The sequence below is a fragment of the Micromonospora sp. RB23 genome (genome assembly GCF_053585025.1).
Map to the genome: position 1 here is coordinate 346,843 of NZ_CM132111.1, position 23,612 is coordinate 370,454.

Annotated in this window: 24 protein-coding genes and 1 tRNA gene; 11 read left to right on the forward strand and 14 right to left on the reverse strand. The window is 72.1% G+C overall.

Translation table 11 applies throughout. The features are described from left to right. Positions 1 to 89: 89 nt before the first annotated feature. A tRNA-Gly gene (locus ACTFTM_RS01530) sits at positions 90 to 163 on the forward strand. A gap of 124 nt (positions 164 to 287) precedes the next feature. On the opposite strand, the gene ACTFTM_RS01535 is transcribed toward ACTFTM_RS01530, so the two are convergent. The 3 genes from ACTFTM_RS01535 to ACTFTM_RS01545 form a co-directional block, all read right to left on the reverse strand. Next, complete coding sequence (locus ACTFTM_RS01535) at positions 288 to 1,067, reverse strand: cellulose binding domain-containing protein (protein ID WP_449564096.1); 780 nt, start codon at positions 1,065 to 1,067, stop codon at positions 288 to 290. A gap of 69 nt (positions 1,068 to 1,136) precedes the next feature. Continuing rightward, positions 1,137 to 2,177, reverse strand: a complete 1,041-nt coding sequence (locus ACTFTM_RS01540; protein ID WP_449564097.1) for a hypothetical protein — start codon at positions 2,175 to 2,177, stop codon at positions 1,137 to 1,139. A gap of 81 nt (positions 2,178 to 2,258) precedes the next feature. After that, entirely contained in the window at positions 2,259 to 2,777 is a 519-nt protein-coding gene (locus ACTFTM_RS01545; RefSeq protein ID WP_449564098.1) for a 2'-5' RNA ligase family protein, read from the reverse strand. Between the two features lie 312 nt (positions 2,778 to 3,089). On the opposite strand from ACTFTM_RS01545, the gene ACTFTM_RS01550 reads away from it, so the two are divergent. After that, positions 3,090 to 3,236 (forward strand): hypothetical protein, encoded by a 147-nt coding sequence (locus tag ACTFTM_RS01550; protein WP_449564099.1) that lies wholly within the window; start codon positions 3,090 to 3,092, stop codon positions 3,234 to 3,236. A 199-nt stretch (positions 3,237 to 3,435) separates the two neighbouring features. On the opposite strand, the gene ACTFTM_RS01555 is transcribed toward ACTFTM_RS01550, so the two are convergent. Further along, the gene (locus ACTFTM_RS01555) at positions 3,436 to 4,080 is read right to left on the reverse strand and encodes a dihydrofolate reductase family protein (RefSeq protein WP_449564100.1); all 645 of its coding nucleotides are present in this window, start codon (positions 4,078 to 4,080) and stop codon (positions 3,436 to 3,438) included. Between the two features lie 17 nt (positions 4,081 to 4,097). Further along, the gene (locus ACTFTM_RS01560) at positions 4,098 to 4,802 is read right to left on the reverse strand and encodes a dihydrofolate reductase family protein (protein WP_449564101.1); all 705 of its coding nucleotides are present in this window, start codon (positions 4,800 to 4,802) and stop codon (positions 4,098 to 4,100) included. Between the two features lie 129 nt (positions 4,803 to 4,931). On the opposite strand from ACTFTM_RS01560, the gene ACTFTM_RS01565 reads away from it, so the two are divergent. Next, positions 4,932 to 5,813 (forward strand): LLM class flavin-dependent oxidoreductase, encoded by an 882-nt coding sequence (locus ACTFTM_RS01565; protein WP_449564102.1) that lies wholly within the window; start codon positions 4,932 to 4,934, stop codon positions 5,811 to 5,813. 7 nt (positions 5,814 to 5,820) lie between these two features. Here ACTFTM_RS01565 and ACTFTM_RS01570 read toward each other — a convergent pair whose 3' ends face one another. Genes ACTFTM_RS01570 through ACTFTM_RS01580 form a run of 3 tightly spaced genes read right to left on the reverse strand, consistent with a single transcriptional unit; the run spans position 5,821 to position 7,964 of the window. Further along, positions 5,821 to 6,252 carry an ASCH domain-containing protein gene (locus tag ACTFTM_RS01570; RefSeq protein ID WP_449564103.1) on the reverse strand — a complete coding sequence of 144 codons (432 nt, stop codon included), beginning with the start codon at positions 6,250 to 6,252 and terminating at the stop codon, positions 5,821 to 5,823. Positions 6,253 to 6,311: 59 nt separating this feature from the next. Then, positions 6,312 to 7,379 carry a questin oxidase family protein gene (locus tag ACTFTM_RS01575; protein WP_449564104.1) on the reverse strand — a complete coding sequence of 356 codons (1,068 nt, stop codon included), beginning with the start codon at positions 7,377 to 7,379 and terminating at the stop codon, positions 6,312 to 6,314. A gap of 33 nt (positions 7,380 to 7,412) precedes the next feature. Next, on the reverse strand, positions 7,413 to 7,964 hold the full coding sequence (locus tag ACTFTM_RS01580) for a phosphoribosyltransferase family protein (protein ID WP_449564105.1): 552 nt from the start codon (positions 7,962 to 7,964) through the stop codon (positions 7,413 to 7,415). A gap of 187 nt (positions 7,965 to 8,151) precedes the next feature. Here ACTFTM_RS01580 and ACTFTM_RS01585 point away from each other — a divergent pair, with 187 nt between their 5' ends. The 4 genes from ACTFTM_RS01585 (at position 8,152) to ACTFTM_RS01600 (ending at position 12,502) form a co-directional block, all read left to right on the forward strand. Beyond that, the gene (locus ACTFTM_RS01585; RefSeq protein ID WP_449564106.1) at positions 8,152 to 8,790 is read left to right on the forward strand and encodes a septal ring lytic transglycosylase RlpA family protein; all 639 of its coding nucleotides are present in this window, start codon (positions 8,152 to 8,154) and stop codon (positions 8,788 to 8,790) included. A gap of 101 nt (positions 8,791 to 8,891) precedes the next feature. After that, positions 8,892 to 10,019 carry a PP2C family protein-serine/threonine phosphatase gene (locus tag ACTFTM_RS01590; protein WP_449564107.1) on the forward strand — a complete coding sequence of 376 codons (1,128 nt, stop codon included), beginning with the start codon at positions 8,892 to 8,894 and terminating at the stop codon, positions 10,017 to 10,019. A gap of 127 nt (positions 10,020 to 10,146) precedes the next feature. Then, a complete protein-coding gene (locus ACTFTM_RS01595) occupies positions 10,147 to 12,003 on the forward strand; it encodes an acyl-CoA dehydrogenase (protein WP_449564108.1) in 1,857 nt (618 codons plus the stop codon). A gap of 229 nt (positions 12,004 to 12,232) precedes the next feature. Continuing rightward, positions 12,233 to 12,502: a DUF6458 family protein gene (locus ACTFTM_RS01600; protein WP_007454197.1), complete on the forward strand. Its 270-nt coding sequence runs from the start codon at positions 12,233 to 12,235 to the stop codon at positions 12,500 to 12,502. Positions 12,503 to 12,548: 46 nt separating this feature from the next. Here the strand turns inward: ACTFTM_RS01600 and ACTFTM_RS01605 are convergent, their stop codons facing one another. Beyond that, on the reverse strand, positions 12,549 to 13,088 hold the full coding sequence (locus ACTFTM_RS01605) for a SixA phosphatase family protein (RefSeq protein ID WP_449564109.1): 540 nt from the start codon (positions 13,086 to 13,088) through the stop codon (positions 12,549 to 12,551). A gap of 114 nt (positions 13,089 to 13,202) precedes the next feature. On the opposite strand from ACTFTM_RS01605, the gene ACTFTM_RS01610 reads away from it, so the two are divergent. After that, complete coding sequence (locus tag ACTFTM_RS01610) at positions 13,203 to 13,490, forward strand: DUF6458 family protein (RefSeq protein ID WP_449564110.1); 288 nt, start codon at positions 13,203 to 13,205, stop codon at positions 13,488 to 13,490. Between the two features lie 69 nt (positions 13,491 to 13,559). Here ACTFTM_RS01610 and trhA read toward each other — a convergent pair whose 3' ends face one another. Further along, positions 13,560 to 14,237, reverse strand: a complete 678-nt coding sequence (trhA, locus tag ACTFTM_RS01615) for a PAQR family membrane homeostasis protein TrhA (RefSeq protein ID WP_449564111.1) — start codon at positions 14,235 to 14,237, stop codon at positions 13,560 to 13,562. A 172-nt stretch (positions 14,238 to 14,409) separates the two neighbouring features. Here trhA and ACTFTM_RS01620 point away from each other — a divergent pair, with 172 nt between their 5' ends. Genes ACTFTM_RS01620 through ACTFTM_RS01630 form a run of 3 tightly spaced genes read left to right on the forward strand, consistent with a single transcriptional unit; the run spans position 14,410 to position 16,707 of the window. Next, the gene (locus tag ACTFTM_RS01620; protein WP_449564112.1) at positions 14,410 to 15,114 is read left to right on the forward strand and encodes a 5-oxoprolinase subunit B family protein; all 705 of its coding nucleotides are present in this window, start codon (positions 14,410 to 14,412) and stop codon (positions 15,112 to 15,114) included. Beyond that, positions 15,111 to 15,974 (forward strand): 5-oxoprolinase subunit C family protein, encoded by an 864-nt coding sequence (locus ACTFTM_RS01625; RefSeq protein WP_449564113.1) that lies wholly within the window; start codon positions 15,111 to 15,113, stop codon positions 15,972 to 15,974. Before ACTFTM_RS01620 ends, ACTFTM_RS01625 begins: the two co-directional genes overlap by 4 nt. Continuing rightward, positions 15,958 to 16,707 (forward strand): LamB/YcsF family protein, encoded by a 750-nt coding sequence (locus ACTFTM_RS01630; RefSeq protein ID WP_425730136.1) that lies wholly within the window; start codon positions 15,958 to 15,960, stop codon positions 16,705 to 16,707. Before ACTFTM_RS01625 ends, ACTFTM_RS01630 begins: the two co-directional genes overlap by 17 nt. A gap of 44 nt (positions 16,708 to 16,751) precedes the next feature. Here ACTFTM_RS01630 and ACTFTM_RS01635 read toward each other — a convergent pair whose 3' ends face one another. The 4 genes from ACTFTM_RS01635 to ACTFTM_RS01650 all read right to left on the reverse strand — a co-directional run bounded on the left by ACTFTM_RS01635 (position 16,752) and on the right by ACTFTM_RS01650 (position 23,609). Beyond that, entirely contained in the window at positions 16,752 to 18,590 is a 1,839-nt protein-coding gene (locus ACTFTM_RS01635) for an NHL domain-containing thioredoxin family protein (RefSeq protein ID WP_449564114.1), read from the reverse strand. 196 nt (positions 18,591 to 18,786) lie between these two features. Continuing rightward, positions 18,787 to 21,369: an LppU/SCO3897 family protein gene (locus ACTFTM_RS01640; protein ID WP_449564115.1), complete on the reverse strand. Its 2,583-nt coding sequence runs from the start codon at positions 21,367 to 21,369 to the stop codon at positions 18,787 to 18,789. 365 nt (positions 21,370 to 21,734) lie between these two features. After that, positions 21,735 to 21,875 carry a hypothetical protein gene (locus tag ACTFTM_RS01645; RefSeq protein ID WP_357129538.1) on the reverse strand — a complete coding sequence of 47 codons (141 nt, stop codon included), beginning with the start codon at positions 21,873 to 21,875 and terminating at the stop codon, positions 21,735 to 21,737. Between the two features lie 219 nt (positions 21,876 to 22,094). Next, entirely contained in the window at positions 22,095 to 23,609 is a 1,515-nt protein-coding gene (locus tag ACTFTM_RS01650) for a dihydrolipoamide acetyltransferase family protein (RefSeq protein WP_449566509.1), read from the reverse strand. Positions 23,610 to 23,612: the final 3 nt, after the last annotated feature.

Sequence of the window (23,612 nt, forward strand, 5' to 3'; positions counted from 1 at the left end):
GTTGCCGTCTGGAAACTTCTTCCGGGTGTGAGTGGGGGCGGGGTGGCTGGGTGCACCGGTGCGGCGACTCGGGTACAGTGGTGCCGCCCGCGGGTGTAGTTCAATGGCAGAACATCAGCTTCCCAAGCTGACAGTGCGGGTTCGATTCCCGTCACCCGCTCCACGCACGCAAGCCCTGGTCAGGACCGATGGTCCCGCCAGGGCTTCCGTGGTTCCAGAGGGCCGAGACAGGGTGGTGGCCCCCCGGGCGCCTGGCCGCCCAGACGCCCCGCAGTCCGGTGCGCGGGCTACCCGGCGGCGCAGCCGACGTTGTTGAGCGTGAACGCGATCGGTGCCGCGTCGCTGGCCTGCCAGGTGCCCAGGACGCCGAAGACCACCGAGGCGCCCGGCGCCACCAGGGGGTTGTAGCTCAGGTTCCGGGCCGTGACGGTGGCACCGCTCTGCTGGGCGTCGGCGGACCAGGACTGGGCGATGTGCTGGTCACCGGGGAAGGTGAAGCTGAGCGTCCAACCGTTGATCGGCACGGTGCCGGTGTTCTTGATCGTGATTTGGGCGGTGAAGCCTCCCGGCCACTCGCTCCCGGTGCGGTAGCTCACGGCGCAGGGCGCCGCCAGCGGCGGGTCGATCGACACCGTGGCGGTCCGGGTGAGCAGGGCGCCGGTGGCTTCGTCCTCTAACCGGGCCGTGACCTCCAGGCCGGTGGCCGTACAGCCGGAGGACACCAGGTAACCCATGCTCCAGATGAAGGTCGCGCCCGGATCGACGGTGACCGCCCGGCCAGGCAGTGGGTCGAGGGCCCGGCAGCCGGTGGGGATGCCGGGGGTGGAGCCGACGAACCGGGCGTAGATCACCGTGGAGACCTGTTGCTGTTGGGCGGTGCAGTTCTGCCCGACGGCCGTGGCGGTGACGGCCTGGCCCGGAACCCCTCGCGGCGGGTCGAAGGTGAGCGACTGGATCTGGACGGTACCGGCGCAGGCGTCGGCCGGGTCGGCCTGCGCCGCCGCTGCGGGGACGGCCAGCGCACCGGCGGCGCAGACGGCCGCGGCGAGGGTCAGGAGCGTACGCAACGGGGTCCTCCTGGGTGGGCCGGGGGATACGGACGTCGCCAGTTGACCGCATCAATCAATGCCTGTCAATTAACCGGATGCAACAGCCTGTAGCTGGTCGATGCTGGTGCGGTACCACGTGCCACGGGTGAAGGCGTGCAGGTCGCCGCCCCGGCAGGTGTAGCGGAGACGCTGTGCTTCGACACCGTCGGGCAGCACGAGGCGGCACTGCCCGCCGATGCGGCGCACGCCGTCTCGGCCGATGCGCAGCAGCGTCACGACGTCGTACTCGGGACCCCAGCCTCCTAGAAGAGCTCGGTCCGCGCCACTGACCAGCATGCTGTGCCCAGACCGATAGGGAGACACCCCCCAATCCGTGACCTTGTCGCCCGACGCCGACTGGATATGGAAATCCGTGTAAGGGCAGAAGTGGGCAGTCTCGCCGTGCAGGTTGAGCGTGTAGCAGTCAGAGATGTAGGGAAGCCCCGCGTCGTGCGGGTAGAGCCAGTCGACGGTCAGGTCCTGGTTGAACCGGGCTAGACCGTGTCCCTCCGGCCCGCTTCCGCCCAACGCTCCCTCATCGAAATATCCAGCCCACACCTTGCCGGACGGCGTCGTCTGAAGTTCCTCGATGGCGTCACCGAGGTGGCCTCGGTGCTCCAGATCGCCGTCGCGTGTCCATACCTCACCGTTGATCACACCGGACCTGGCGCGAGCTGCCGCGAGCAGGACCCGCCCCTCCGGCAGCGGCTGCACGAACGACACGCGAAGGTCGGTATCCACATCGATGGCGCCGACAATCCGGACTCCGTTGCCACCGAGATGCCCGGTCACCTGCTTGCGCCGGGAGGCCGTCCGGTGGGACCAGACGGCGAGAGCCGTGCCATCGGGCCCAACGCCGACCGCCTCGGGCTCGCTCTCCATATCCGCGCGGTCTACGGGCGTCAGAAATCCATGACGTTCCAGCGGCACAACCGGCAGCCTCAATACCTCCAGCCGCCGCTCAAGACTCGCCTGATCGCGTTCAGCTCGTCGTGTCGTCATCACGACCATCATCGGTCCCCCGGCAACCGGATTCGTGGGCATCGACGGGCCATCAGCGGGCCGGTAGCCGGGGTCGACAGTGGTCACTCCAGGCCGTTGGAAGACCTCGAACCCCGCCTTGCGCACCAACGCCGCTGTGGTTCATCCCGTTCCGGGAGGCTGGTCGGTTTACGACTGCCCCACGAGGAGATCCGCCCCCAACGGGAACTCGCAGACCGTGCGCCAAGGGCTCAGGCCCGGCGTTCCGGCGATGAGGCGAACCATGTCGACGGCCGCGCGGATCGGCAGCTGCGCCGAGACGGTCTCCGCGGCCCGGCTCAGTGTGGGTTGGGGGGCGTCCTGGCCGAAGGTCAGATGCGGCACCACGTCGGTGTGCTCTCCCGCGTAGGGCGCGGTTTCGGGAAACCGCTGCCACACCGCCGTGGTGAGGTTCACGAACGGACGGTCCGGTTGCGGTGCAAGCCATACGACCGTGTCACCGAACCAGCCGATGTGTGTCAGCGCGACATCGAACCGCGGTATGCCGGCAATGGTGTTTCGCAGCACGGTCAGGGCCTGGTCGTTGATCTGCTGCGGCGGTAGAAACGGGTAGAGGACGGTCACGTGCGCCGGCACGCCCCAGGAGGCCGCCGGGTCGAGAGAGTCCCGAAACCGGCCCACCGCTTCCTCGGCCTCGGGTATCGGCACGATGAGCGCCGTCTGTGTTGGTTCCATCCGGGAAGTTTCCCGATCATGGCCGGTGCTCGTCTATAGGGCTCCGCCATCGGTGCCGGGCCGGCGAGGGAGCACCAGCGCGTGCCATCGGGCGAGGACAGCAGGGGGCCAACCGAGGTCGCGCGAGATCGGGACATCGACCCCCATCGCTCAATGCACCTTAAGTGATCAGAGTAGTGCGTTGCGTGTCTGTGGATAGTCGGCGGGTCTTCCACAGGTGTTCGCGGGTTCGCCGGCAGAGCGGCATGCTGCGTTCCTGTTGATGCAGGGCGATGGGAGGCGATAGTGGCGGAGAGGCAGGAGAGCCCGGACGGTGGCGATCGGGGTCGGAGCGCGCGCGAATGGATCCGTGACGTCACCGGCTTGGTGGCCGCCCTCGCCGGACTGGTGGCGGCCGCGACGACACTGCTCGTGACCCTGGCGAGCCGCTAGGTGCGGCCGAGTGACGCGCAGGCCCGTCCGGCCCTCGACGCGGCTGTCATCGGCTCCCCGGGATCGACCGGTGCCGTAGGTTGCAGATCTTGGACAGTCTCCGTTCCGTGCTAACGGAAACTGTCCAAGATCTGCGGACGGACGGACGGGCGGACGGACGGGCGGGCCTCCGGACGGGCGGGCGTTTGCGCCGGCGCGACTACCGCCTCCAGAACAGCAGGTGGGTGACGCCGCTGGGGCTGGGCACCGTATCCAGGTGGAAGCGGTCGAGCAGGTCGGTGTGGCTGTCCCACAGCCGTTCGCCCCGGTGCAGGTCGACGGGCGCCACGGCGATGTGCAGGGTGTCGACCAGGTCGGCGTCGAGGAACGCGCGGATGGTCGCCACCCCGCCGCCGAGGCGTACGTCCCGACCGCCGGCGGCCTCCTTCGCCCGGGTCAGCGCCTCGGCGGGCGTGGCGTCCAGGAAGTGGAACGTGGTGTCGGCGAGGGTGAACGACGGTCGTACGTGGTGGGTGAGCACGAAGACCGGCGTGTGGAACGGCGGGTTGTCTCCCCACCATCCCTGCCACTCGTGGTTCTCCCACGGCCCACGCTGGGGGCCGAACTTGTTGCGACCCATGATCTCCGCGCCGATGTTGTTCTCGGCGTCGCGGGTCAGGTAGTCGTCCAGGCCCCGGCTGCCGCCGGGTTCGGTGCGGTAGATGAAGCTGGCGGTGGCGGCACGCCAGGAGAACAGCGGGGTGGGGTCGGCGTGACCGAAGGGTCGTTCCAGGCTCTGCCCCTCCCCGGTCCCGAAGCCGTCGCGCGAGACGTTGAAGCACTGCACCCGCAGTAGCTGTGGCATGAAAATCCCCCGTGATGTCAGTTGGTGGTAGTGGTCGGGCCGCCGCCGCGGCCCCGGTCGTCGAGCACGAGCGCGGCGCGACCGTCCACCACGTACCGGATGTGGGTGACCTGCGGCGTGTGGATGACCCGGGTGGGCGTCAGCTCGATCGCCTCCTTGTCGCCGAGGTCGAGGTCGGCGTCGAGGAGCCGCAGGCCGGTGCCGAGCACGACCGGTACGACGTGCAACTCCAACTCGTCGAGCAGACCGGCCTTGAGTACCTGTCGCACGAGGCTGCCGCCTCCGGCCACGGCCACGTTCTTGCCACCGGCCACGGCGCGCGCCTGCTCGACCGCGCTGGCCACGCCGTCGGTGACGTAGGTGAAGCTCGTGCCACCGCCGCGCCTCAGGGTCTCGCGGGGCCGGTGTGTGACGACGAAGACCGGTGCGCGGAACGGCGGCTCCTCGCCCCACGGCACCTCGCCACCGTCGGCCATGCGCCGGCCCATGACGTACGCGCCGGCCGCCTCGAACGTCTCGGCCAGCACGTCGGAGTTGGCGTCGCGCTCGCCACCGGCGAAGCCCTGCCGCTCGCGCCAGGCTGCCGCCTCGGTGGCCCAGCGGGTGATCCGGAAGAAGCCGGCGGCCTCGGCCGAGTCGATCCAATTGCCGTCACCGTCGAACTGTGGGCCGGCGTAGAACCCGTCCAGGGACACCGACAGTTGCGCGGTCACCTTCGTCATGTCGTCTCTCTCCTACTTGGGCGGCACCCCTCGGGTGCCTGCTCGCAGTGAGGTCGGAGTCGATCAGGACACCCCTACCCGGGTCTGCTGTGACCTGAGCCACATCCCGCCCCCGGTAGGCTGGCGATCATGCGGATTGGCATCGTGATCCTGCCGGACCAGCGCTGGAGCCAGGCGCAGCAGCGCTGGCGGCAGGCCGACGAGTGGGGCTTCGACCACGCGTGGACGTACGACCACCTGGGCTGGCGCGACCTGGTCGACGGACCGTGGTTCGACTCCATGAGCACCCTGACGGCCGCCGCCACCGTGACGTCCCGGATTCGACTGGGCACGCTCGTGGCGTCGCCGAACTTCCGCCATCCGGCCGCGTTCGTCCGCCAGATCACCACCGTGGACGACGTGTCGGGCGGTCGACTGCTGCTCGGTCTCGGTGCGGGTGGCATCGGCTTCGACTCGGCGGTGCTGGGCGGCGAGACGCTGCCGCCGCGCCAGCGGGTCGACCGCTTCGCCGAGTTCACCGAGTTGCTGGATCTGATCCTGCGCCAGGACGGCACCACCTGGCGGGGTGACTGGTTCGCCGCAGTGGACGCCCGAAACAACCCCGGTTGCGTACAGCAGCCCCGGGTGCCGTTCGTGGTGGCCGCCAACGGGCCACGCTCGATGCGGCTGGTGGCCCGCTTCGGACAGGGGTGGGTGACCACCGGCACCGGCGACGACAACGACCTGGCGAGCTGGTGGGCCAGCGTGTCGACGCTGTCGGCGCGGATGGACCGGACGCTGGCCGAGGCCGGCCGCGATCCGGCGACGCTGGACCGTTACCTCCTGCTGGACTCCGCGCCGGTGTTCTCGCTGACCAGCGCGCAGTTCTTCGCCGACCAGGTCGGCCGGGCCGCGGAGCTGGGCTTCACCGACGTGGTGACGCACTGGCCGCGCGCGAGCAGTTGGTACGCCGGCGACGAGGCCGTCCTGGTCGACGTGGCGACCCGACTGCTGCCCGAGCTGCGCGGCTAGCGCCGGCTCAGGTGCCCAGGTCCCCGGTGGCGACGCCGCCCTCGCCGCCGGAGACCAGCCGCAGGCGCAGGCAGACGATCGGGGTGTCGTCGTCGACGGGTGTGCCGAGCCGCGCCCAGTAGGCCGCGTGTCCCGCCCGCCACTCTTCGATCGAGCGGTCGCCCTCGCCCTCGGCCCGGGCGAAATCCCAGGGCACGTCGCCGAAGCGGACCACCTCGACGCCGGTGATCTCGATGACGCCGGCCAACGCGTCGTCGTCGTCGACGAGCGCCAGCCGTTCGCCGATCCGCTCCAGTTCCTCGCCCTCCTGCGCGTACTCGGCCAGCCGACCGGCAGTCGCGGTCTTCACCCCGGCGAGTACCAGCGTGTTCAGGGTCGTCCGCAGCTCGCCCGGCGTGCCGAGGGCGAGCGTGCGCAGGTCACCGATCCGAGGCCACATCCTGCCGAGGCTAGGCCAGTGCGATCGGACGCGCCGCCGTAATCCACCCCCGGCGCGGCTCAGATCAACTGCACGGCGTAGCCGGCGGCGTCGAGCAACCGCTGGTCACCGGTGGCCGCGTGGGCATCGAGGACCGCATCGGCCAGCTTGACCACGTGCGCGTCGCCGTGCCGGACCGCCCGCGCGAAGACCTCCGCCGGGGTCCCGGTGGCGACCGACGGCGGCGCGACCGCGTCGCTCGGGGCGTACACCGAGGTCACGGCCGCCGTCGCGGCCCAGGCCGCGGCGAGGCTCGGCGCCCAGAGCGCCCGGTCGAGTGCCGGCAGGGTACGCAGCACGGCGGTCGGCGCCGTGACGGCGTGCACCAGCATGACCGGCTCGGCGTGCCCGAAGCGCAGGTAGTCGAGGCCGGCGCGGTACACGAGCGTGCCGAGCCCGCGCTCCGCCTCGCCCGGCGTCCGCGCGGGGCGCAGCGCCGCGAGCGCCGGTTCCCACCGGGGTACGCCCGCCAGCCGACCCAACCGCTCGCGGATGCCTCCGGTCCGGTCGTCGATGCGGGGCAGCCCGGCCAGCGCGGCGACCACGTCCGGGCCGTCCTGGTCGATGCTCTCGGCGACGTCGGGGTGGCCCGACGGGGCCGGGGCGAGCAGTCGGTCGGCGCCGGGCACCGGCTGCCAACGGGCCGCCCAGTACCCGAGAGCCTGGCCCAGTTCGGTGAGCCGCGGTGGGTTCGCCCCGTGCAGGTGCAGGGCGCGTACGGCGTGTCCGACCCGGATCACCCCGTGGGTGGCGCCTGCGGCGATGCCGGGCAGCAGTCGCGGCCACCAGGTGCCGAGCACGTCCCGCCACGGCTGCTCGCGCAGGTGCCGGTCGAAGTAGTCCAGCCAGTCGCCGGCCCGCTTCGCGTCGCCCAGCGCCGCCCGCCAGTCGTCGATCGGGCGCAGCCCGCGGGGCAGCTCGTCCAGTCGGGTGAGGTAGTCGTCCAGCCAGCGGTGCACCTGTCGCTCGTGTCCGTGCCGGGCCAGGGCCTCGACGGCCATCGGGCCGTGGTTGGAGAGCCAGCCCTCGTATTCGGGGCCGGTGCGGTGCAGCCTTTCGTACGCCTCGTCGAGGATTCCGTCGCTCATGCGTCGATCGTCGAAGGTGAAGCGCACTTCAAGTCAACCCGGCAGTTCCCCGCCGGTGATCAGACCCGTGATCCGCAGAGCGGTGGCGGTCTCCGGCGGGCAGTCGACGGCCACCACGGCCGTGCCGAGCACCTGCGCGCCGCGCGTGGCGCAGATGTCGTAGAGGGCGCGGATCTGGGCCCCGGTGCGTACCCAGTCGTCCACCACGAGCACCCGGTCGTCGGGGCCGAGGTGCCGGTCCCGTACGGCCAGGTCGACCCGTCGGCCCCGGTAGTCCGGTGGGCTCTGCGCCCAGGTGAGTGGGCCGGCGGGCAACCTGCCGTCACCGGGCTTGTGGGCGGCCACGAAGCCGACCCCGAGGGCGGTCGCGGCCAGCGGTCCGAGCAGCAGGCCGGTGACCGCCGGGGCGAGCACCACGGTCGGTCGGGCCTCCCGGTACGGGGCTACCAGGGCCGGTCCCAGCTCGGCCAGGACCGTCGGGTCGCGCCACCAGCCGGAGATGTCGCTGACCAGGTGGCTGGCACCCGGGCCGGGGTCGATCCAGCGGAACAGGGCGGCCAGGCGTCCGGTCAGTTCGGTGGGCATCGGTTCATCGTGCGGCACGGGCGCTCGGCGCGTCCGCACCTGGGCCGCTCGACCCACCCCGACTCGGATGATCGGCTATAGCTACCGGGGCAAATCCTGGCATACCACCATGATCACGTTGACTTCGGAAGTGCTTCTCTCGTTACGGTCCGACCCGGTTTGTTCAGTCGACGAAAGGACCGGGCCGGTGGCAGGTAGGCACTCCCGTACCCGCATCTTCTCCTCTCCGGCGGGCATCGTGGCCACCGCGGCGGTCGGCGTCGCCCTGGCCGTCGGTGGCACGGTCGGCGCCGTCCAGCTCACGTCGGGCCCCGGCCGGTCGGAGCAGGCGGCCCTCGACTTCACCCCCACCACTGCCGGCAGCCCCACCCCCGGCTCCCCGAGCGCCTCCCCGAGCGCCAGTGCCGCCGCGACGCCGAGCGTGACGGCCACTCCGTCCGCCAGTCGGTCGCCGCAGGCCGCCTCCCGGGGCAAGGCCCGCACCGCGTCGCCGAAGCCGAGCCCCACCAGGGCGAAGAAGACCACGGCGGCGGCGAAGGTCCTCGACAGCGGATCGTGTGGCGCGTCCTTCTACTCCGACGGGCAGCTCACCGCCAACGGCGAGTCCTTCAACCCGAACGAGTTGACCGCGGCGCACAAGACCCTGCCGTTCAACACCAAGGTCCGGGTGACCAACCCGAGCAACGGCAAGTCCGTCGTCGTGCGGATCAACGACCGTGGCCCGTTCATCGAGGGCCGCTGCCTCGACCTGTCCCGTGCCGCCTTCGCGACCATCGCCTCGGTCGACGTCGGCGCGCTCACGGTTCGCTACGAGGTACTCGGCTGAGCGTATTGGAGAACACCGATACGGTTGCGGGCGTGGGCCGGCCGGACAGAACATCCTCGGACGACGGGCCAGGTTCATTCACCGGTTCACGTCGATCAGGCATGCTGTCCCTCGTACCCACGCGACTCCTCCAGTCGGGCCGTAGCCCGCTGAGCCCCGGATCCCGCGCCGGCCTCGGCGCGGCCGTCGTCCTGCTCGCGATCGTCTCGATGCTGGAACTGGCCGACGGCCGTCGGGCCCACTACGTCGCGCTCCTGGCCGCCGCACCGATCCTGGCCGCCGCGCTGGCGGCCTGGCGGGTGGTCCTGGGCGTGGGCGCCGCGGCGACAGTGATCGGAATCGCCTTCGCGATGACCGACCCGAGAATGATGTTGGTGACCTCGGTCAACATGGTCGCCGTCGGGCTCGCCAGCGGGCTGGCCGTGGCGGTGGCCTGGGTCCGACAGCGGCAGGCGGAGCAGATCGCCGAGCTGACCAAGCTCGCGTCGGTGGCCCAGCAGGCGGTGCTGCGTCCGCTCGGACCGCAGATCGGCATGCTCTCGGTGGCCGGTCGCTACATCTCCTCCACCGCCACGGCCGAGATCGGCGGTGACCTGTACGAGGCGATCGACACCCCGTACGGCGTCCGCATGATCATCGGTGACGTGCGTGGCAAGGGGCTGGACGCGGTCCGCCTGGCCAGCATCGTCCTGGGCTCGTACCGGCACGTGGCCTACGAGCGGGCCGACCTGCGTGCCGTCGTCGCCGACCTGGACCGCGCGGTGGCCCGCAACGTCGGCGACGAGGACTTCGTGACCGCCGCGCTGGTCGAGGAGCGCGGCGGTACGCTCACGATCGTCAACTGCGGCCACCCGTCGCCGCTGCTGCTGCGCCGGGGCGCGGTGATCCCGCTGGAGCCCCCGGCGCCGGCGCCGCCGCTCGGGTTCATGCCGGCGGTCCGCCCCCGGGTGGAACGCCTGGAACCGGGCGACCGGCTGCTGCTGTTCACCGACGGTCTCGGCGAGGCCCGGCGGGACGGCGAATTCTTCCCCACCGCCGACCGCGCGTGGCGACTGCTCGGGCACGGCACGGTCGCCGACGGGCTCGCCTCGCTCGAAACCGCGCTCGTCGAGTGGGTGCACGGCCGCCTGGACGACGACATCGCGCTGGTCCTCATGGAGTACGTCGGTTCCCGTACGGGAGTGACGTCGGCCGTGCCGAGCTGGGAAGTCGGCGCCGCCGAGAGCTGAGCCGGCGAGCGCCGGGAAATTGTGTAATCGCCGTCACTCGTGTGATCGGGTTGTCGCTGCCTACCGGTGAGTAATACAGTCGTGGTTACTGATCGGTAACACCTGTCCGGAAGCGGGGCCAGTGAACATGACCCACTACAAGAGCAACCTTCGGGACCTCGAATTCAACCTGTTCGAGGTCTTCGGGGCGGACCGGGCGTTCGGCCAGGAGCCGTACTCGGACCTCGACGTCGACACGGCCCGGAGCTTCCTCGCCGAGGTGGACCGCCTGGCCCGCGAGGACCTGGCAGCCAGCTACACGGACAGCGACCGCAACCCACCCGTCTTCGACCCGGCCACGCACACCGCGCCGCTGCCGGAGTCGTTCAAGAAGTCGTACCAGGCGTTCATGGACTCGGAGTTCTGGCGGCTGGACCTGCCGCCGGCCCTCGGGGGCACCAACGCCCCGCGCGCCCTCTGGTGGTCCCTCGCCGAGTTGGTGCTCGGCGCGAACGCCCCGGTCTGGATGTACGCCTCCGGCCCCTCCTTCGCGCACGTCCTGCACGTCGAGGGCACCGAGCGGCAGAAGGGCTGGGCCAAGCTCTTCATCGACAAGCAGTGGGGCTCCACGATGGTGCTCACCGAGCCGGACGCCGGCTCGGACGTGGGCGCGGGTCGTACCCGGGCGATCCAGCAGCCCGACGGTAGCTGGCACATCGAGGGTGTGAAGCGCTTCATCACCTCGGGCGAGCACGACCTGAGCGACAACATCGTGCACTACGTGCTGGCCCGACCGGTGGGCGTCGAGGGCGTCGGTGGCCCCGGCACCAAGGGCTTGTCCCTCTTCGTCGTGCCCAAGTTCCACTTCGACGAGACCACCGGCGAACTGGGCGAGCGCAACGGCGTCTACGCCACGAACGTCGAGCACAAGATGGGCCTGAAGGTCTCCAACACCTGCGAGGTGACCTTCGGCGAGCACGGCGTACCGGCCAAGGGCTGGCTGCTGGGCGACAAGCACGACGGCATCCGGCAGATGTTCATGATCATCGAGTACGCCCGGATGATGGTCGGTACCAAGGCGATCGCCACGCTCTCCACCGGCTACCTGAACGCCCTGGAGTACGCGAAGAACCGGGTGCAGGGCGCCGACCTGGTCCAGCAGGCCGACAAGACCGCCCCTCGGGTCACCATCACCCACCACCCGGACGTGCGGCGCTCGCTGCTGCTGCAGAAGTCGTACGCCGAGGGTCTCCGTGCGCTCGTCTGCTACACCGCGAGCTGGCAGGACAAGGTCGCCATCGCCGAGGCGGCCGGCGACGAGAAGGCCACCAAGCTGGCCAAGCGGGTGAACGACCTGCTGCTGCCGCTGGTCAAGGGCGTCGGTTCGGAGCGGGCGTACGAGCTGCTCGGCCACGAGGCGCTGCAGACCTTCGGCGGTTCCGGCTTCCTTCAGGACTACCCGCTGGAGCAGTACGTCCGGGACGCCAAGATCGACACCCTGTACGAGGGCACCACCGCCATCCAGAGCCTGGACCTGATCTTCCGCAAGATCGTCCGGGACAACGGCAAGGCGCTGCTGGCGGTGTCCGGCGAGATCCAGGAGTTCATCTCCACCGAGGTGGGCAACGGCCAGCTCAAGGAGGAGCGGCAGGCGCTCGGCAAGGCGCTGGCCGAGATCCAGAACATCCTCGGCGTGCTGACCGGCTGGCTGGGCGAGGCGCAGGCCGGCGACCCCCGCGCGCTCTACAAGGTGGGCCTGAGCAGCCGGCGGTTCCTGCTGGCCATCGGTGACCTGATCGTCGGCTGGCTGCTGCAGAAGCAGGCCGACGTCGCGCTCAAGGCGCTCGGCGGCGAGGTCTCCGCCACCGACAAGGCGTTCTACACCGGCAAGGTGGCCGCCGCCCGGTTCTTCGCCCGTGAGGTGCTGCCGCGAATCGGCGCCGACCGGCGCATCATCGAGGGCGTCGACCTCGACGTCATGGACCTCCCGGAGGAGGCCTTCTGACCGCGTCACGGCACGCCTGAGCGGTTCCGGGTCGCACCACCCGGCACCCTCTCGACGGCCGGTGGGGCCTGCGCCCCACCGGCCGTCGCCGTTCCCGCTGGCACCACCCGACGGGCACGACACGCGGCGCGTATTGACCGGGCGCCGTCGGGTATGCCGCTGCCGTGGCGGGTAACCCGCCTCGACCACGGGAACGCCCAGAGCCACCGCACGGGGGAGTGCAGCGCACATGGGTGTAGGAAGCGGCATCTTTCTCATCGCGCTCGGCGCGATCATGACCTTCGCGATCCGGGCCAACGTCTGGTGGATCGACCTGCGGGCGGTCGGCTGGGTGTTCATCCTGGCCGGACTTGCCGTGCTGTTGACCACGCTCTGGTTCTGGCAGGACCGGCGCAAGCGGGCCCGGACCCTCATCGTGGAGGAGAACCGGCTGTCCCATCCCACGGCGATGATGCCGCCACCGCCGGACCCTCCGCCGCCGACCGCGCCACCGTCCTGACCCCCTGAACGCGTACGCCTGAGCCACCCGCCGGACGGCGGGTGGCTCAGCCGCGTGCCGTGTACCGCTGGGCGATCGGCGCTCCGCCCCGGCCCCACTCGGTCCAGGTGGCCGCGCTGCGGTGCACCGCCAACTCGGCGGTCCGTAGTCCCTCCTCGTCCGCCGTCTCCGGGTCGAGAAACGCGGACAGCAGCGAGACGCCCGGATTGTGGGCGACCAACAGCACGACCCGAGCCGCCGGGTCGGCCGTCCGGACCAGCGCCAACAACTCCTCGGGGTGGGCGTCGTACGCGCCCGGCTCGTAACGCACGCTCGGGCGGGGACCGGTCGGCCCGCCCTCCGGCGGTGTACCTGCCATCCCCATCGCCACCCCGTGCCAGGTCTGGCGGGTACGTCGGGCGGTCGAACAGATCACCACGTCGGGCAGCAGGTCGTGATGGGCCAGCCAGGCGCCGGCCGCGGCCGCGTCGGCCTCCCCACGGGCGCTGAGCGGGCGCTGGGCGTCGTCCGTACCCTCGCTGCCCGGCTCGGCCTTCGCGTGCCGGAGCAGCACCAGTGTGCGTGCCTCGGTGGGGCTGTCGGTCATGCCCCCAGCTTGCCCGATTGGCGATCTTCCTGCCGGGGTAAGTCCAGGGATGCCGCACCCCCTACCAACGGCCCACGGCGGGTCGTACGCCAGGTTAGAGCCGAGGAGCGAGACATGGGCATTGGTGGCAGCATCTTCCTGATCGCGCTGGGCGCGATCTTCGCATTCGCCGTGGAGGCCGACCTCGGGTGGCTGAACCTGGCCGTGGTCGGCTGGGTGCTGATGCTCGCCGGTGTCGCCGGCCTGCTCGTCACCCTCTACTTCTGGAACAGCCGCCGTCGTACCGTGGTCGCCGCGCCGGTCCACGAGGACCCGGTGGTGGTCGACCGGGTGGTGCCGGTCCAAGACGACCGGGTCGTGCGCGAGTACCGCGAGGTGCGTCGGCCGGGCCGTCCGGTCTGAACCTCAACCGCGTGAGCCGGGGTCCCGCAGTGTGGCGGGACCCCGGCTCACGGCTGTAGGGCCGACGGGTCAGGCGAACAGCGCGAAGTAGATCGCCACGTGGTGGCACAGCGCGGCCACCAGCGTGCAGGCGTGGAAGAACTCGTGGTGGCCGAAGACCGTCGGCCACGGGTTGGGCCGGCGCAGGGCGTAGAACACCGCGCCGACGCTGTAGATGGCGCCGCCGACGATCAGCAGCACCAGCGCCGTGACACCGCCTCCGTGCAGGATGTCCGGCAGCATGGCGACCGCGACCCAGCCGAGCGCCAGGTAGAGCGGCGCGGAGACCCAGCGCGGCGCGTGCGGCCAGACGAGCTTCAGCGCCACACCGCCGAGAGCCCCACCCCAGACCAGGGCCAGCATGACGGTGGCCTGCCGGGTCGAGAGCAGCATGGTGCAGAGCGGGGTGTACGTGCCGGCGATGAACACGAAGATCATGCAGTGGTCGAGCCGGCGCATCACCTGGTACCCGCGCTCCGACCACACCCGACGGTGGTAGAGGGCGCTGGTGCCGAACAGCCCGCAGACCGTCAGGCTGTAGATGGCGCAGCTCACGAGGGGCGCCCACCCCGGGCGGCTGGCGGCGATCGAGCAGAGCACGATGCCCGCGACCAGGGCGACGAAGAAGGCGTACGTGTGCAGCCAGCCGCGCATCCGGGGCTTACCGATGTCGACCGGCTTCAGGCGAAGCGGGGCGGAGGTGGTCACGAACTCAGGTTACGGCACCGTAGGTTACTTTCAAGTAGTCCGACCGGTGACGCGTGGCACGCGCCGATCTTGCGGTCTCTGTGGTTGAAATGAGTGGACAGCTCCTTTTGTCGCCACAGAAAGAGCAAGATCGCGAGGGATAGAGGCGGCGCCCGTCGGTGAAGATGGGGCGATGCGGATTCGGCCCGTTGGGGCGCACGCCCTTTTGATCGAGTGCGGCACCTCCACCGGCCTGCCCGCGTCTGAACTCGTGGAGGCGTGGCGGGCCGAGTTGTGGCGACGCCGCGAACGAGGCGACCTGACCGCGGTGGAGATCGTCCCAGCAGCCACCACCGTCCTGCTCGACGGACTCCCGAACCCCACCGCAACCGCCACCCTGCTGTCCCAGTGGGCACCCACCCCCTCCCACCCCGCCGATCTTGCACTTTCTGTCCCGACAGAACGTCCCGATCGGGGCATATCAACAGCAGGAACTGCAAGATCGACGCACGGGGCAGGGGCGGAGGTTGTCGTTCCGGTTTCGTTCGACGGGCCGGACCTGTCGGTCGTCGCCGAGCGGTGGGGAGTGGACGTGCCGGCGGTGCGGCGTCGCCTCATCAGCACCGCGTTCCGGGTCGCCTTCTGCGGCTTCGCCCCCGGTTTTCCCTACCTGACCGGGCTCCCCGCTGAGCTGGCGTTGCCCCGGTTGCCCACCCCACGCCCACGGGTACCGGCCGGCTCGGTCGCCCTGGCCGGCCCGTACGCCGGGATCTATCCCAGCGCGTCCCCCGGCGGGTGGCTGCTGGTCGGCCGGACCGACCTGACCCTCTTCGACGTCGACAGCGACCCGCCCGCCCGGCTCGGCCCCGGCACCCGCGTGCGGATGGTGGCCGCGTGACGGGCCGCGCCGAGATCGAGGTGCTGCGCGCCGGGGCGCTCACCACCGTGCAGGACCTCGGCCGGCCCGGCTGGGCGCACCTCGGCGTGCCCCGGTCCGGCGCTCTCGACCCGGCCGCCCTACGGCTGGCCAACCGCCTCGTCGGCAATGCCGAGGAGGCCGCCGGCCTGGAGATCACTTTGACCGGCTGCGCGCTGCGGCTGACCCGTGCCACCACCGTGGCCATCACCGGCGCCCAGGTGAGCGTCCGGGCCGGGGACCGGGCGGGCGACACCGGACGTCCGCTCAGCCTGCCCGCCGGCACGGTGCTGCGCGTCGGCCCGGCCCGCCAGGGCGTACGGAGTTGGCTGGCCGTAGCCGGGGGCGTCGACGTGCCGACGGTGCTGGGCAGCCGCGCCACCGACACCCTCGCAGGGCTCGGCCCGGCCCCGCTGCGCGACGGTGACCGGCTGCCACTCGGCGTGCCGACCGGCGAACCCGCGCCGGTGGACGTGACCGTCGGTGTGACCCCCGCGCCGGAACTGCACCTGGACGTACGCCTCGGCCCCCGTGACGACTGGTTCACCCCGACTGCTCTCGACCGGCTTTTCGGCAGCGCGTACACCGTGAGCCCGGTCAGCAACCGGGTCGGCGCGCGGCTCGCCGGCGCGCCGCTGCCCCGCGCGGTGGCCGGCGAACTGCCCAGCGAGGGCATGGCGCTCGGCGCGGTGCAGGTGCCGGCGGACGGCCAACCCCTGATCTTCCTCGCCGACCACCCGACCACCGGCGGTTACCCGGTCATCGGGGTGGTCACCGACGTGACCCCGCTCGCGCAGGCCCGACCAGGTACTACCGTCAGGTTTCATGGACCTCAACGCTGACCTGGGCGAAGGATTCGGCATCTGGCGGCTCGGCGACGACGACGCGCTGCTGGCCCTGGTGACCAGCGCCAACGTGGCCTGCGGCTTCCACGGCGGTGACCCGTCCACGATGCGCCGGGTCTGCGAGGGCGCGGTACGGCACGGGGTCGCGGTGGGCGCGCAGGTCGGCTACCGGGACCTGGCCGGCTTCGGCCGGCGACGGATCGCGTACGACTTCGCCGAGCTGCGCGACGAGATCACCTACCAGTTGGGGGCACTGGACGCGTTCTGCCGGATCTTCCGCACCCGGGTGCGCTACCTCAAGCCGCACGGCGCGCTGTACCACGCCGCCGCCACCGACGAGTCCCAGGCTGCGGCCGTGGTCGCCGCCGTCAGCGACCACAACCCCGACCTGCCCGTGCTCTGCCTGCCCGGCTCCACGCTCGCCCAACTCGCCGTCGGCGCGGGCCTGCCGGTGGTCGCCGAAGCCTTCGCCGACCGCGGCTACCTGCCCAACGGGTCGCTGGTGCCGCGCGGCACACCGGGCGCACTGATCAGCGACCCGGAGGAGGTGGCCACCCGGGCGGTACGGATGGCCACCGAACGGACCGTCGTGGCGGTGGACGGCACCGTGATCCCCTGCCCGGTCGAGTCGATCTGCGTCCACGGCGACACCCCGGGCGCGGTGTCCGCCACCGAACTGGTTCGCGCCAGTCTCATCGACGCCGGAGTCACGGTGGCGCCGTTCGCCTGAGCCTCGACCCTCTCCGGGGCCGCGCTGCGCGTCGACCCGCCGCGCTACGCGTCGAGCCCGCGCAGCACCAGGGGGAGCCGGGTCGCGGCGCCGTCGACCACCCGTACCGGGACCCCCCAGTCCTGCCGAGTCAGATGGCAGGCCGCGTGCTCGACGTCCGCGTCGCAGGTCGCCGCCTGCGCGGTCACCTGGAGAACCCCGCCGGTCACCTCGCTGTTGAGCACCAGCCGGCGGGACAGCTCGGTGCCCGTGCCACCGCCGTCGAGCAGCAGCTCCGGCGGGGACGCCGAGACGACCAGACGGGTGGACGGCCCGTACGTCTCGTCCAGCTTCTGACCCGGGGCCGGGGTGAAGACGATGTCCAGGGTGACCTCGCCGGCCGCCACGTCGGTCGGCTTGCGCTCGGTGCGGTGCCGAGGGCCGTCCACCGTGCTCGCGCCGGCCGCCGACAGCGCGCCGGGCGCGAGCCGGGTCAGCCGGTGTGCGGCGGACTCCACCACCAGCACCTCACCGGACGGGGTGAGCACCAGGTCGCTCGGCTCCGCCAACCCGTCCGCCACGGTGGAGACCTGGTTGCTGTCCGGGTCGAAGCGGCGCACCGCGCCGTTGTAGGTGTCCGCGATCAGCACCGAACCGTCCGGCAGCGCGCACACGCCCAGCGGGTGTTGGAGCAACGCCGAGTCGGCCGGCCCGTCCACGTGCCCGAAGTCGAACAGCCCCTGGCCGACGGCGGTGCCCAGCACACCGTTCTCGACGTACCGGATGGCGCTGGTCTCGCTGTCGGCCACCCAGAGCCGGGCGCCGTCGGCCGAGACGGACAACCCCGACGGCTGCGCCATCCACGCCTCGGGCAGCGGCCCGTCACGCAGCGCCTCGACGGTGGTGCCCGCGTACATGCCGGCGGTCCGCTTGATCGGGTCGAACCACCAGAGCTGATGGATACCCGCCATGGCGATGATCAGTTTGTCGTCGTACCAGGCCAGGTCCCACGGCGAGGACAGGTCCACCGAGAGCGCGTCGTGCGCGTGGTCGTCGACCGAGGCACGCCACTGCCGCCCGCTGCCGGCGACGGTGACCACCTCGCCGGACTCCAGCCGTACGCCACGCAGGAGGTGGTTGACGGTGTCCGCGACCACCAGGTCGTAACCGGCCACCTCGGCGACGTGCGTGGGCAGCAGGCACAGGCCCTGCGGCTCGGAGAAGGTCGCCGAGCCGGCCGGCCCGTCGGCCCGACCCCGCTCGCCCGAGCCGATCCGGCGCACCGGCGTCTCGCCGTCCGGGGCCACCTCGACCAGCGAGTGCCGCGCCGAGTCGGAGACCAGCAGATTGCCGTCCGGCAACAGCACCGCCTTGCCCGGGAAACGCAGCGCCGTCTCCGGCGCCGGCGGCGGGACGTACGGCCCGTCGCCCCGGTGCAGGGTGCCCTTGGCCTCGTGGGTGGCGATCAGCTCGTCGATCAGCCGGGCCAGCCCTTCGGCGTGACCCTCGCCGGCCATGGTGGCCACCACGTACCCCTCGGGGTCGATCACCGACAGGGTCGGCCAGGCGCGGGCCGCGTACTGCTGCCACATGTCCAGCTCGGGGTCGTCGAGTACGGGGTGGTGCACCCCGTACCGCTCGACGGCGGCGACCAGCGCGTCGGCGTCCTTCTCGTGCTCGAACTTCGGCGAGTGCACACCGATCACGACGAGCACGTCGCCGTACTTCTCCTCCAGCGGCCGAAGCTCGTCCAGCACGTGGAGGCAGTTGATGCAGCAGAAGGTCCAAAAATCGGCAAGAACGATCTTGCCACGCAGATCCTGGAGGGTCAGGTCCTTGCCGCCGGTGTTGAGCCACTGCCGGCCCCGAAGCTCAGGTGCCCGTACGCGCGCTGTCGTTCCCATGCCTGCCAGCCTGCCACGCCCGGCAGCCCGGGCCGCCATGACCCGGGCGACCGGGTTGATCCACGCCACATCGCCGACGTGGCGGTATCCCGGCGGCCGACGCCCCCACTTCATTGAAGTGGAGTGGATCACGCGCGGACCATGCGGACGCGAAGCGGCGGGGTCACGGTCGCCCGTGACCCCGCCGTCGACGGTCCTACTTGGTGGCCGGCTTGAGGCAGAGCACCCGGTTGGTGCCCTCGCCGGGCAGCACCACGTGGGGCTGCGCCGGGTCGGCGCACTTGTCCTTCGCATCCACCTTGGAGACGATCGTGAACGCGCCCGCCTCGGTGCAGGCCACGGCCGAGGCGCCCTGGCCGACCTGCTTGACGCAGGTGCCGACCGCCGGGTCGAAGGCCGGCGTGTCGTTCCCGCCACCGAACTTGCCGAGCAACATCAGCAGGCCGAGCGGCACCGCCAGGATGAGCACGGCGGCGATCAGCACCGCGGCCAGCACCCGCCCGTTGCGCACCTTCGGCGTCGGCGGCTCCGCCTTGGGCGCGTCGGCGTCCGGTTTGAACGCGTCGAACCGGCCCTGGTCCGATTCGCTGGCCTCCTGGCCCCAGGACGGGGCGGGCTGCGGCGGCGGGAAGGCCGGGAACTGCGCGCCGGGCGGCTGCTCGACGGGCGGCCCGCCGAAGCCCCCGGCGCCGTGCACGGTGGCGGCGCCAGTGGCGGGCGCACCCGGCCCGAAGTGGTCGTCCGGACGCTCACCGCCGGACTGCGGCCGAACCCCGTTCATCGGTCGGTTGTTGCCCGGCGCGTCGACGAAGGACGGCACACCGGGCGGGAACGCCGGAGGCGCGGCGGCGGCCGCGGGGGTCTCACCGAAACCGTTCGGCGCGGACGGCGGTTCCTCGCCCCACCCGGGGAAGCCCTGCCGCTCCGGCCCGTTCTGCCAGTCCGGCGGGCTCTGCCGCTCCGGCGCCTGCTGCCAGTCGGGCAGGGCGGGGCGGCCGGCGTCCTGCTGCTGCCATTCCGGCGCGGCCGGACGCTCCGGCGCCTGCTGCCAGTCGGGCGTGCTGGGCCGGGCGGCGTCCTGCTGCCAGTCGGGCGTGCTGGGGCGGGCGGCATCCTGCTGCCAGTCGGGCGCGCCCGACTGCTCGGGGCTCGGGTTGGCCTGGAACGCCTCCGGACTCGCCTGCTCCGGTTCGTTGTCCTCGGCGCGGGCCGGGCGGCCGTACACCCGGGGTTGGGGTGTGGCCGCGCTGGCCGGCCGCATCGCCTGGTCGGTCGGGGGCATCACCCGGCTGGCCAGCGGCACCGAGGCGCTCGCGGAGGCGCGGCCCGCCGCGCCCGCGGCCGGTTCGGCGTCCGACGTCGGTACGACCGCGCGGCCCGTCCCGGATTCCGGGGAGGTGCGCGGAGCGGGAACGACGGCGGCGCCCGCCGCTGCCTCCTCGCCCCGGGCCCAGCCAGCCGGTTCGGCGTCGTGCTGCACGGCGGCGTCCGGGGTGTCCCGGTCGGGGTACCCCGGTTGCTCGGGGATCGCGGCGAACGGCGTCGAGGGCACGTAGTCGGCCGGCGGGGCGGCGGCGAGACTGGCGCCCGGTACGCGCTGTTCCTGCGGGGGCAGCGGCACGGCGTTGGCGGGTGAGATGCCGGGTGCGGGTGCGGGCTGGTAGACCGGCGGCTCGTCGCCCCGGTCGGCGTCCCAGCCGCGGGCCTGTGCGGATGCCTGCGCCTCGGCGCGGCCCCACACCTCGCCCGCCGACCACGGCTCGGCCTGGGCGACGCCGGGAGTGGCCTGCGCCGGGTTGTCCGGGCCGGCGGCGGCCCAGCCGGGCGTCGCGTCGTTGCCGGGCACGCTGACGCTGGCCCGGGCGGACGCGGGGCCGGCCTGCTCGGCCTGGGGCCATGCGGTCGGTTCCGGACGCTCGACGGGCTGGTCCTGGGACGGGAGCACCCAGTCCGGCTGCTGCGGACGGTTCTCCGCGCCACCCCAGGCCGCGGGCTGTGCGCCATCGTCCTGCGGGGGCCAGGTGCCGGCCGGGACCTGGGCGGCGCCGCGCGCCCCGGCCGCTTCGACGGGCGCCCAGCCGGGCGACGCCTGCTCGGCCGGCTGGCCCCAGGTCTGCGGCTGCTCGGCCGGTGTCCACACGGGCTGGTCCTCGCGTGCGGCGGCGGCTCCGACGGGCCAGCCGCCCGACCCCGACGGGTCGTCCTGCTGCGCGGGTACGCCGGCGCGGCCGGCGGGCTGCGCCGGCTCGGCGTGCCACTCCGGGGCCGACGGGCTGACCGGGGCTGCCCCGCCCGCCCATCCGCCGGAGCGGGACGGGTCGTCCTGGGCGGGCCAGGCGGTGGTGGCCGGGGGCACCTGGGCGGCGCCTCGCGCGGCCGGCTGGGCCTGCGCCCAGTCGGGTTGCTGTTCGGCGGGGGCGGCGGGCCAGGCGGGGGCCGCCTGCTCGGGCGGCGTCCAGCCCTGCTGCGGTGGTGTCCACTGGGCGGTCGGGGTCGGCTCCGCAGGGCCTCCGGCGGCCCAGGCGGGCTGTGCCGGGTCGCCGGGCTGCGGCGCGGCGGCGGCACCCCACGCGGGGTTCGGCTGCTGCTCAACCTGGGTCGCCCACGACGGGTTCGGTCGCGCGGGCGGCGGGGGTGGTGCCCAGCCCAGGTCGGGGCCGGCGGCGTTGTTGCCGTTGTCCGGCTGCGCCGGGCGGTCGCCGTACGGCGCCGGTCCGCCGGCGCCCGGTGACACCTCGTCCGGCTCCTGGCCGGGACGGTGCGGGCCCTCGGACGTCATGGGTGCGCCTCCTCCATCACATGTCGGCCGCCGGTGCCGATCGGTCTCCTCGGCATGGCTGCCGGCGTCACCGGCGTACCGCCGTGCCGGCTCCCCGCACCGTATCCGGTGGCCCCATGGGGCGTCCAAAGGAGCACCGGTCGTCACCGCCCGTCGCCGGGTGGTGTCGAGCAGCTTCTATCGGCTCGGCGTCGGCCGGGCCGGCGGGCGGCGACCGAAGCCCACCGTACCGGGCGCTGCGGCAGGGCGGAATCCCGGTGTCACGTGCGGGCGTCCCGGTGTGACGCGCGGGCGGAACGCCGATGGCCCACCCGGTGAGCCGGGTGGGCCATCGATCTGGAGGAGGTGAGGAATGTCGTGGAGCGTCAGCTCATGTGACGCTGGGCGATGACGAGGAGCTCCTCGCGAACGGCCGGCGAGTTCGCCGAGCGCAGCGCGTGCTCGATGGCACGGGCGCGGCGGTTGGCGTCGCGGTGGTTGCGGATTCGCTCGATCATGCTGCTCATTGCTGGGTCCCCCTGGCTATTCGGTTGTCAGCCCCTGATGTGTCTATTCAACCGCAGAAGGCGGCCAACTTCCATCGATTATTAGGTGAGCTGAGACACCTACCTAACAATCAAAGGTCAACAGGGTCTGTCGCCGAAGGTTTCGTCGCCCGACGGACACGGCCGGTGTGCCGGGCGTTAACCCGTGGCACACCGGCCGTGGCTGGCCTTTCCGAACCGTCAGGTCCAGGCGAGCAGCGCCGCCTCGGGGTCGGCGAGGAAGTCGCCGATGTCGCGAAGGAACTTCGAGCCCAGCTCACCGTCGATGATCCGGTGGTCGAAGCTCAGACCCAGGGTGGTCACCTGGCGGACCTTGACCTTGCCCTTGTGCACCCAGGGCATCTCCCGCACCGCCCCGAAGGCGAGGATCGCCGACTCGCCCGGCGGCAGGATCGGCGTTCCGGTGTCGACACCGAACACCCCGACGTTGGTGATCGTCAGGGTGCCGCCGGACATGTCCGCGGGCGAGGTGCGGCCGGACTTCGCCGTCTGCACCAGGTCGTTCAGCGCGTCCGCCAACTCGCGCAGCGAGAGCCGACCGGCGTCCTTGACGTTGGGCACGATCAGACCACGCTCGGTCGCCGCCGCGATGCCGAGGTTGACGTACTCCTTGACCACGATCTCGTCACCCGCCCAGGTCGAGTTGACCATGGGGTGACGCTTGACGGCCAGCAGCACGGCCTTCGCCACCAGCAGCAACGGCGAGACCCGTACGTCCCGCCACTCGCGCCGGCCCCGCAGGCGCTCCAACGCCCTCATCGCCCGGGTCACGTCGACGGTCAGGAACTCCGTCACGTGCGGGGCGGTGAACGCCGAGCGGGACATGTTCTCGGCGGTGAGCTTGCGGACTCCCTTGACCGGGATGCGCTGCTCACGGTCCGCGCCGAAGCTCGCGGCGCTCGTCGCGGTCGAGGTGGTCGCGACCGGCTCGGCCACCGCCACGGGCCCGCGAGACGCCTGCTGTACGTCCTCCCGGGTGATCGACCCCAACGGCCCCGACCCGATCACCGTGCGCAGGTCAACCCCGAGATCCTTGGCAAGCTTCCGAACCGGCGGCTTGGCCAGCACCAGCCCGGTCTGGCCACCACCAGCCCCATCGCGTCGATCATGGATTTGTGGTGCCGGAATCGTAGGGGTGACAGCGGTTTTGTCACCCACCACAACCCCATGATCGACCCGGGCGGGAGTGGGAGCGGGAGTGGGAGCGGGGGTGGGGGTGGGGGTGGGGGTGGTGCTCTTGCGGGGGCGGCGTTTGGCCGCTGTCGTGCGTGGGCCGTAGCCGACCAGGACTGCTGTGCGCCCGCCCGGGGCCGCTCCGCCGATGAGGCCGGGCTCGACCATGCCCTCGGCCGGGGCCACCTCCACCGCCGCCAGCGACGCCGCCGACGGGGTGGGCAGGTCACCGCTGGGCGCCGCCGTGGTGGACGGGACGTCCAGCGGGCCCGCGCCCGGGTCGGTGTCGATCGCGATGATCGGCGTACCGACCTCGACCGTGGTGCCTTCCGGGTGGAAGATCGCCTGCACCTGCCCGGCCCACTTCGCCGGGATCTCCACCGCCGCCTTGGCCGTCTCGACCTCGACGATCGGCTGGTTCAGCTCGATGGTGTCGCCCACCTTGACGAGCCAGGCCAGGATCTCGCCCTCGGTCAACCCCTCACCCAGGTCGGGGAGGTTGAACTCCTTGATCCGGGACATCCC

Coding starts and splice junctions, on each gene's coding strand:
- ACTFTM_RS01555 (WP_449564100.1), bottom strand. CDS start 4,080: ATGCCACAGCTACTGCGGGTGCAGTGCTTCAACGTCTCGCGCGACGGC.
- ACTFTM_RS01560 (WP_449564101.1), bottom strand. CDS start 4,802: ATGACGAAGGTGACCGCGCAACTGTCGGTGTCCCTGGACGGGTTCTAC.
- ACTFTM_RS01565 (WP_449564102.1), top strand. CDS start 4,932: ATGCGGATTGGCATCGTGATCCTGCCGGACCAGCGCTGGAGCCAGGCG.
- ACTFTM_RS01570 (WP_449564103.1), bottom strand. CDS start 6,252: ATGTGGCCTCGGATCGGTGACCTGCGCACGCTCGCCCTCGGCACGCCG.
- ACTFTM_RS01575 (WP_449564104.1), bottom strand. CDS start 7,379: ATGAGCGACGGAATCCTCGACGAGGCGTACGAAAGGCTGCACCGCACC.
- ACTFTM_RS01580 (WP_449564105.1), bottom strand. CDS start 7,964: ATGCCCACCGAACTGACCGGACGCCTGGCCGCCCTGTTCCGCTGGATC.
- ACTFTM_RS01590 (WP_449564107.1), top strand. CDS start 8,892: ATGCTGTCCCTCGTACCCACGCGACTCCTCCAGTCGGGCCGTAGCCCG.
- ACTFTM_RS01595 (WP_449564108.1), top strand. CDS start 10,147: ATGACCCACTACAAGAGCAACCTTCGGGACCTCGAATTCAACCTGTTC.
- ACTFTM_RS01600 (WP_007454197.1), top strand. CDS start 12,233: ATGGGTGTAGGAAGCGGCATCTTTCTCATCGCGCTCGGCGCGATCATG.
- ACTFTM_RS01605 (WP_449564109.1), bottom strand. CDS start 13,088: ATGACCGACAGCCCCACCGAGGCACGCACACTGGTGCTGCTCCGGCAC.
- ACTFTM_RS01610 (WP_449564110.1), top strand. CDS start 13,203: ATGGGCATTGGTGGCAGCATCTTCCTGATCGCGCTGGGCGCGATCTTC.
- ACTFTM_RS01620 (WP_449564112.1), top strand. CDS start 14,410: ATGCGGATTCGGCCCGTTGGGGCGCACGCCCTTTTGATCGAGTGCGGC.
- ACTFTM_RS01630 (WP_425730136.1), top strand. CDS start 15,958: ATGGACCTCAACGCTGACCTGGGCGAAGGATTCGGCATCTGGCGGCTC.
- ACTFTM_RS01635 (WP_449564114.1), bottom strand. CDS start 18,590: ATGGGAACGACAGCGCGCGTACGGGCACCTGAGCTTCGGGGCCGGCAG.
- ACTFTM_RS01640 (WP_449564115.1), bottom strand. CDS start 21,369: ATGACGTCCGAGGGCCCGCACCGTCCCGGCCAGGAGCCGGACGAGGTG.
- ACTFTM_RS01645 (WP_357129538.1), bottom strand. CDS start 21,875: ATGAGCAGCATGATCGAGCGAATCCGCAACCACCGCGACGCCAACCGC.
- ACTFTM_RS01650 (WP_449566509.1), bottom strand. CDS start 23,609: ATGTCCCGGATCAAGGAGTTCAACCTCCCCGACCTGGGTGAGGGGTTG.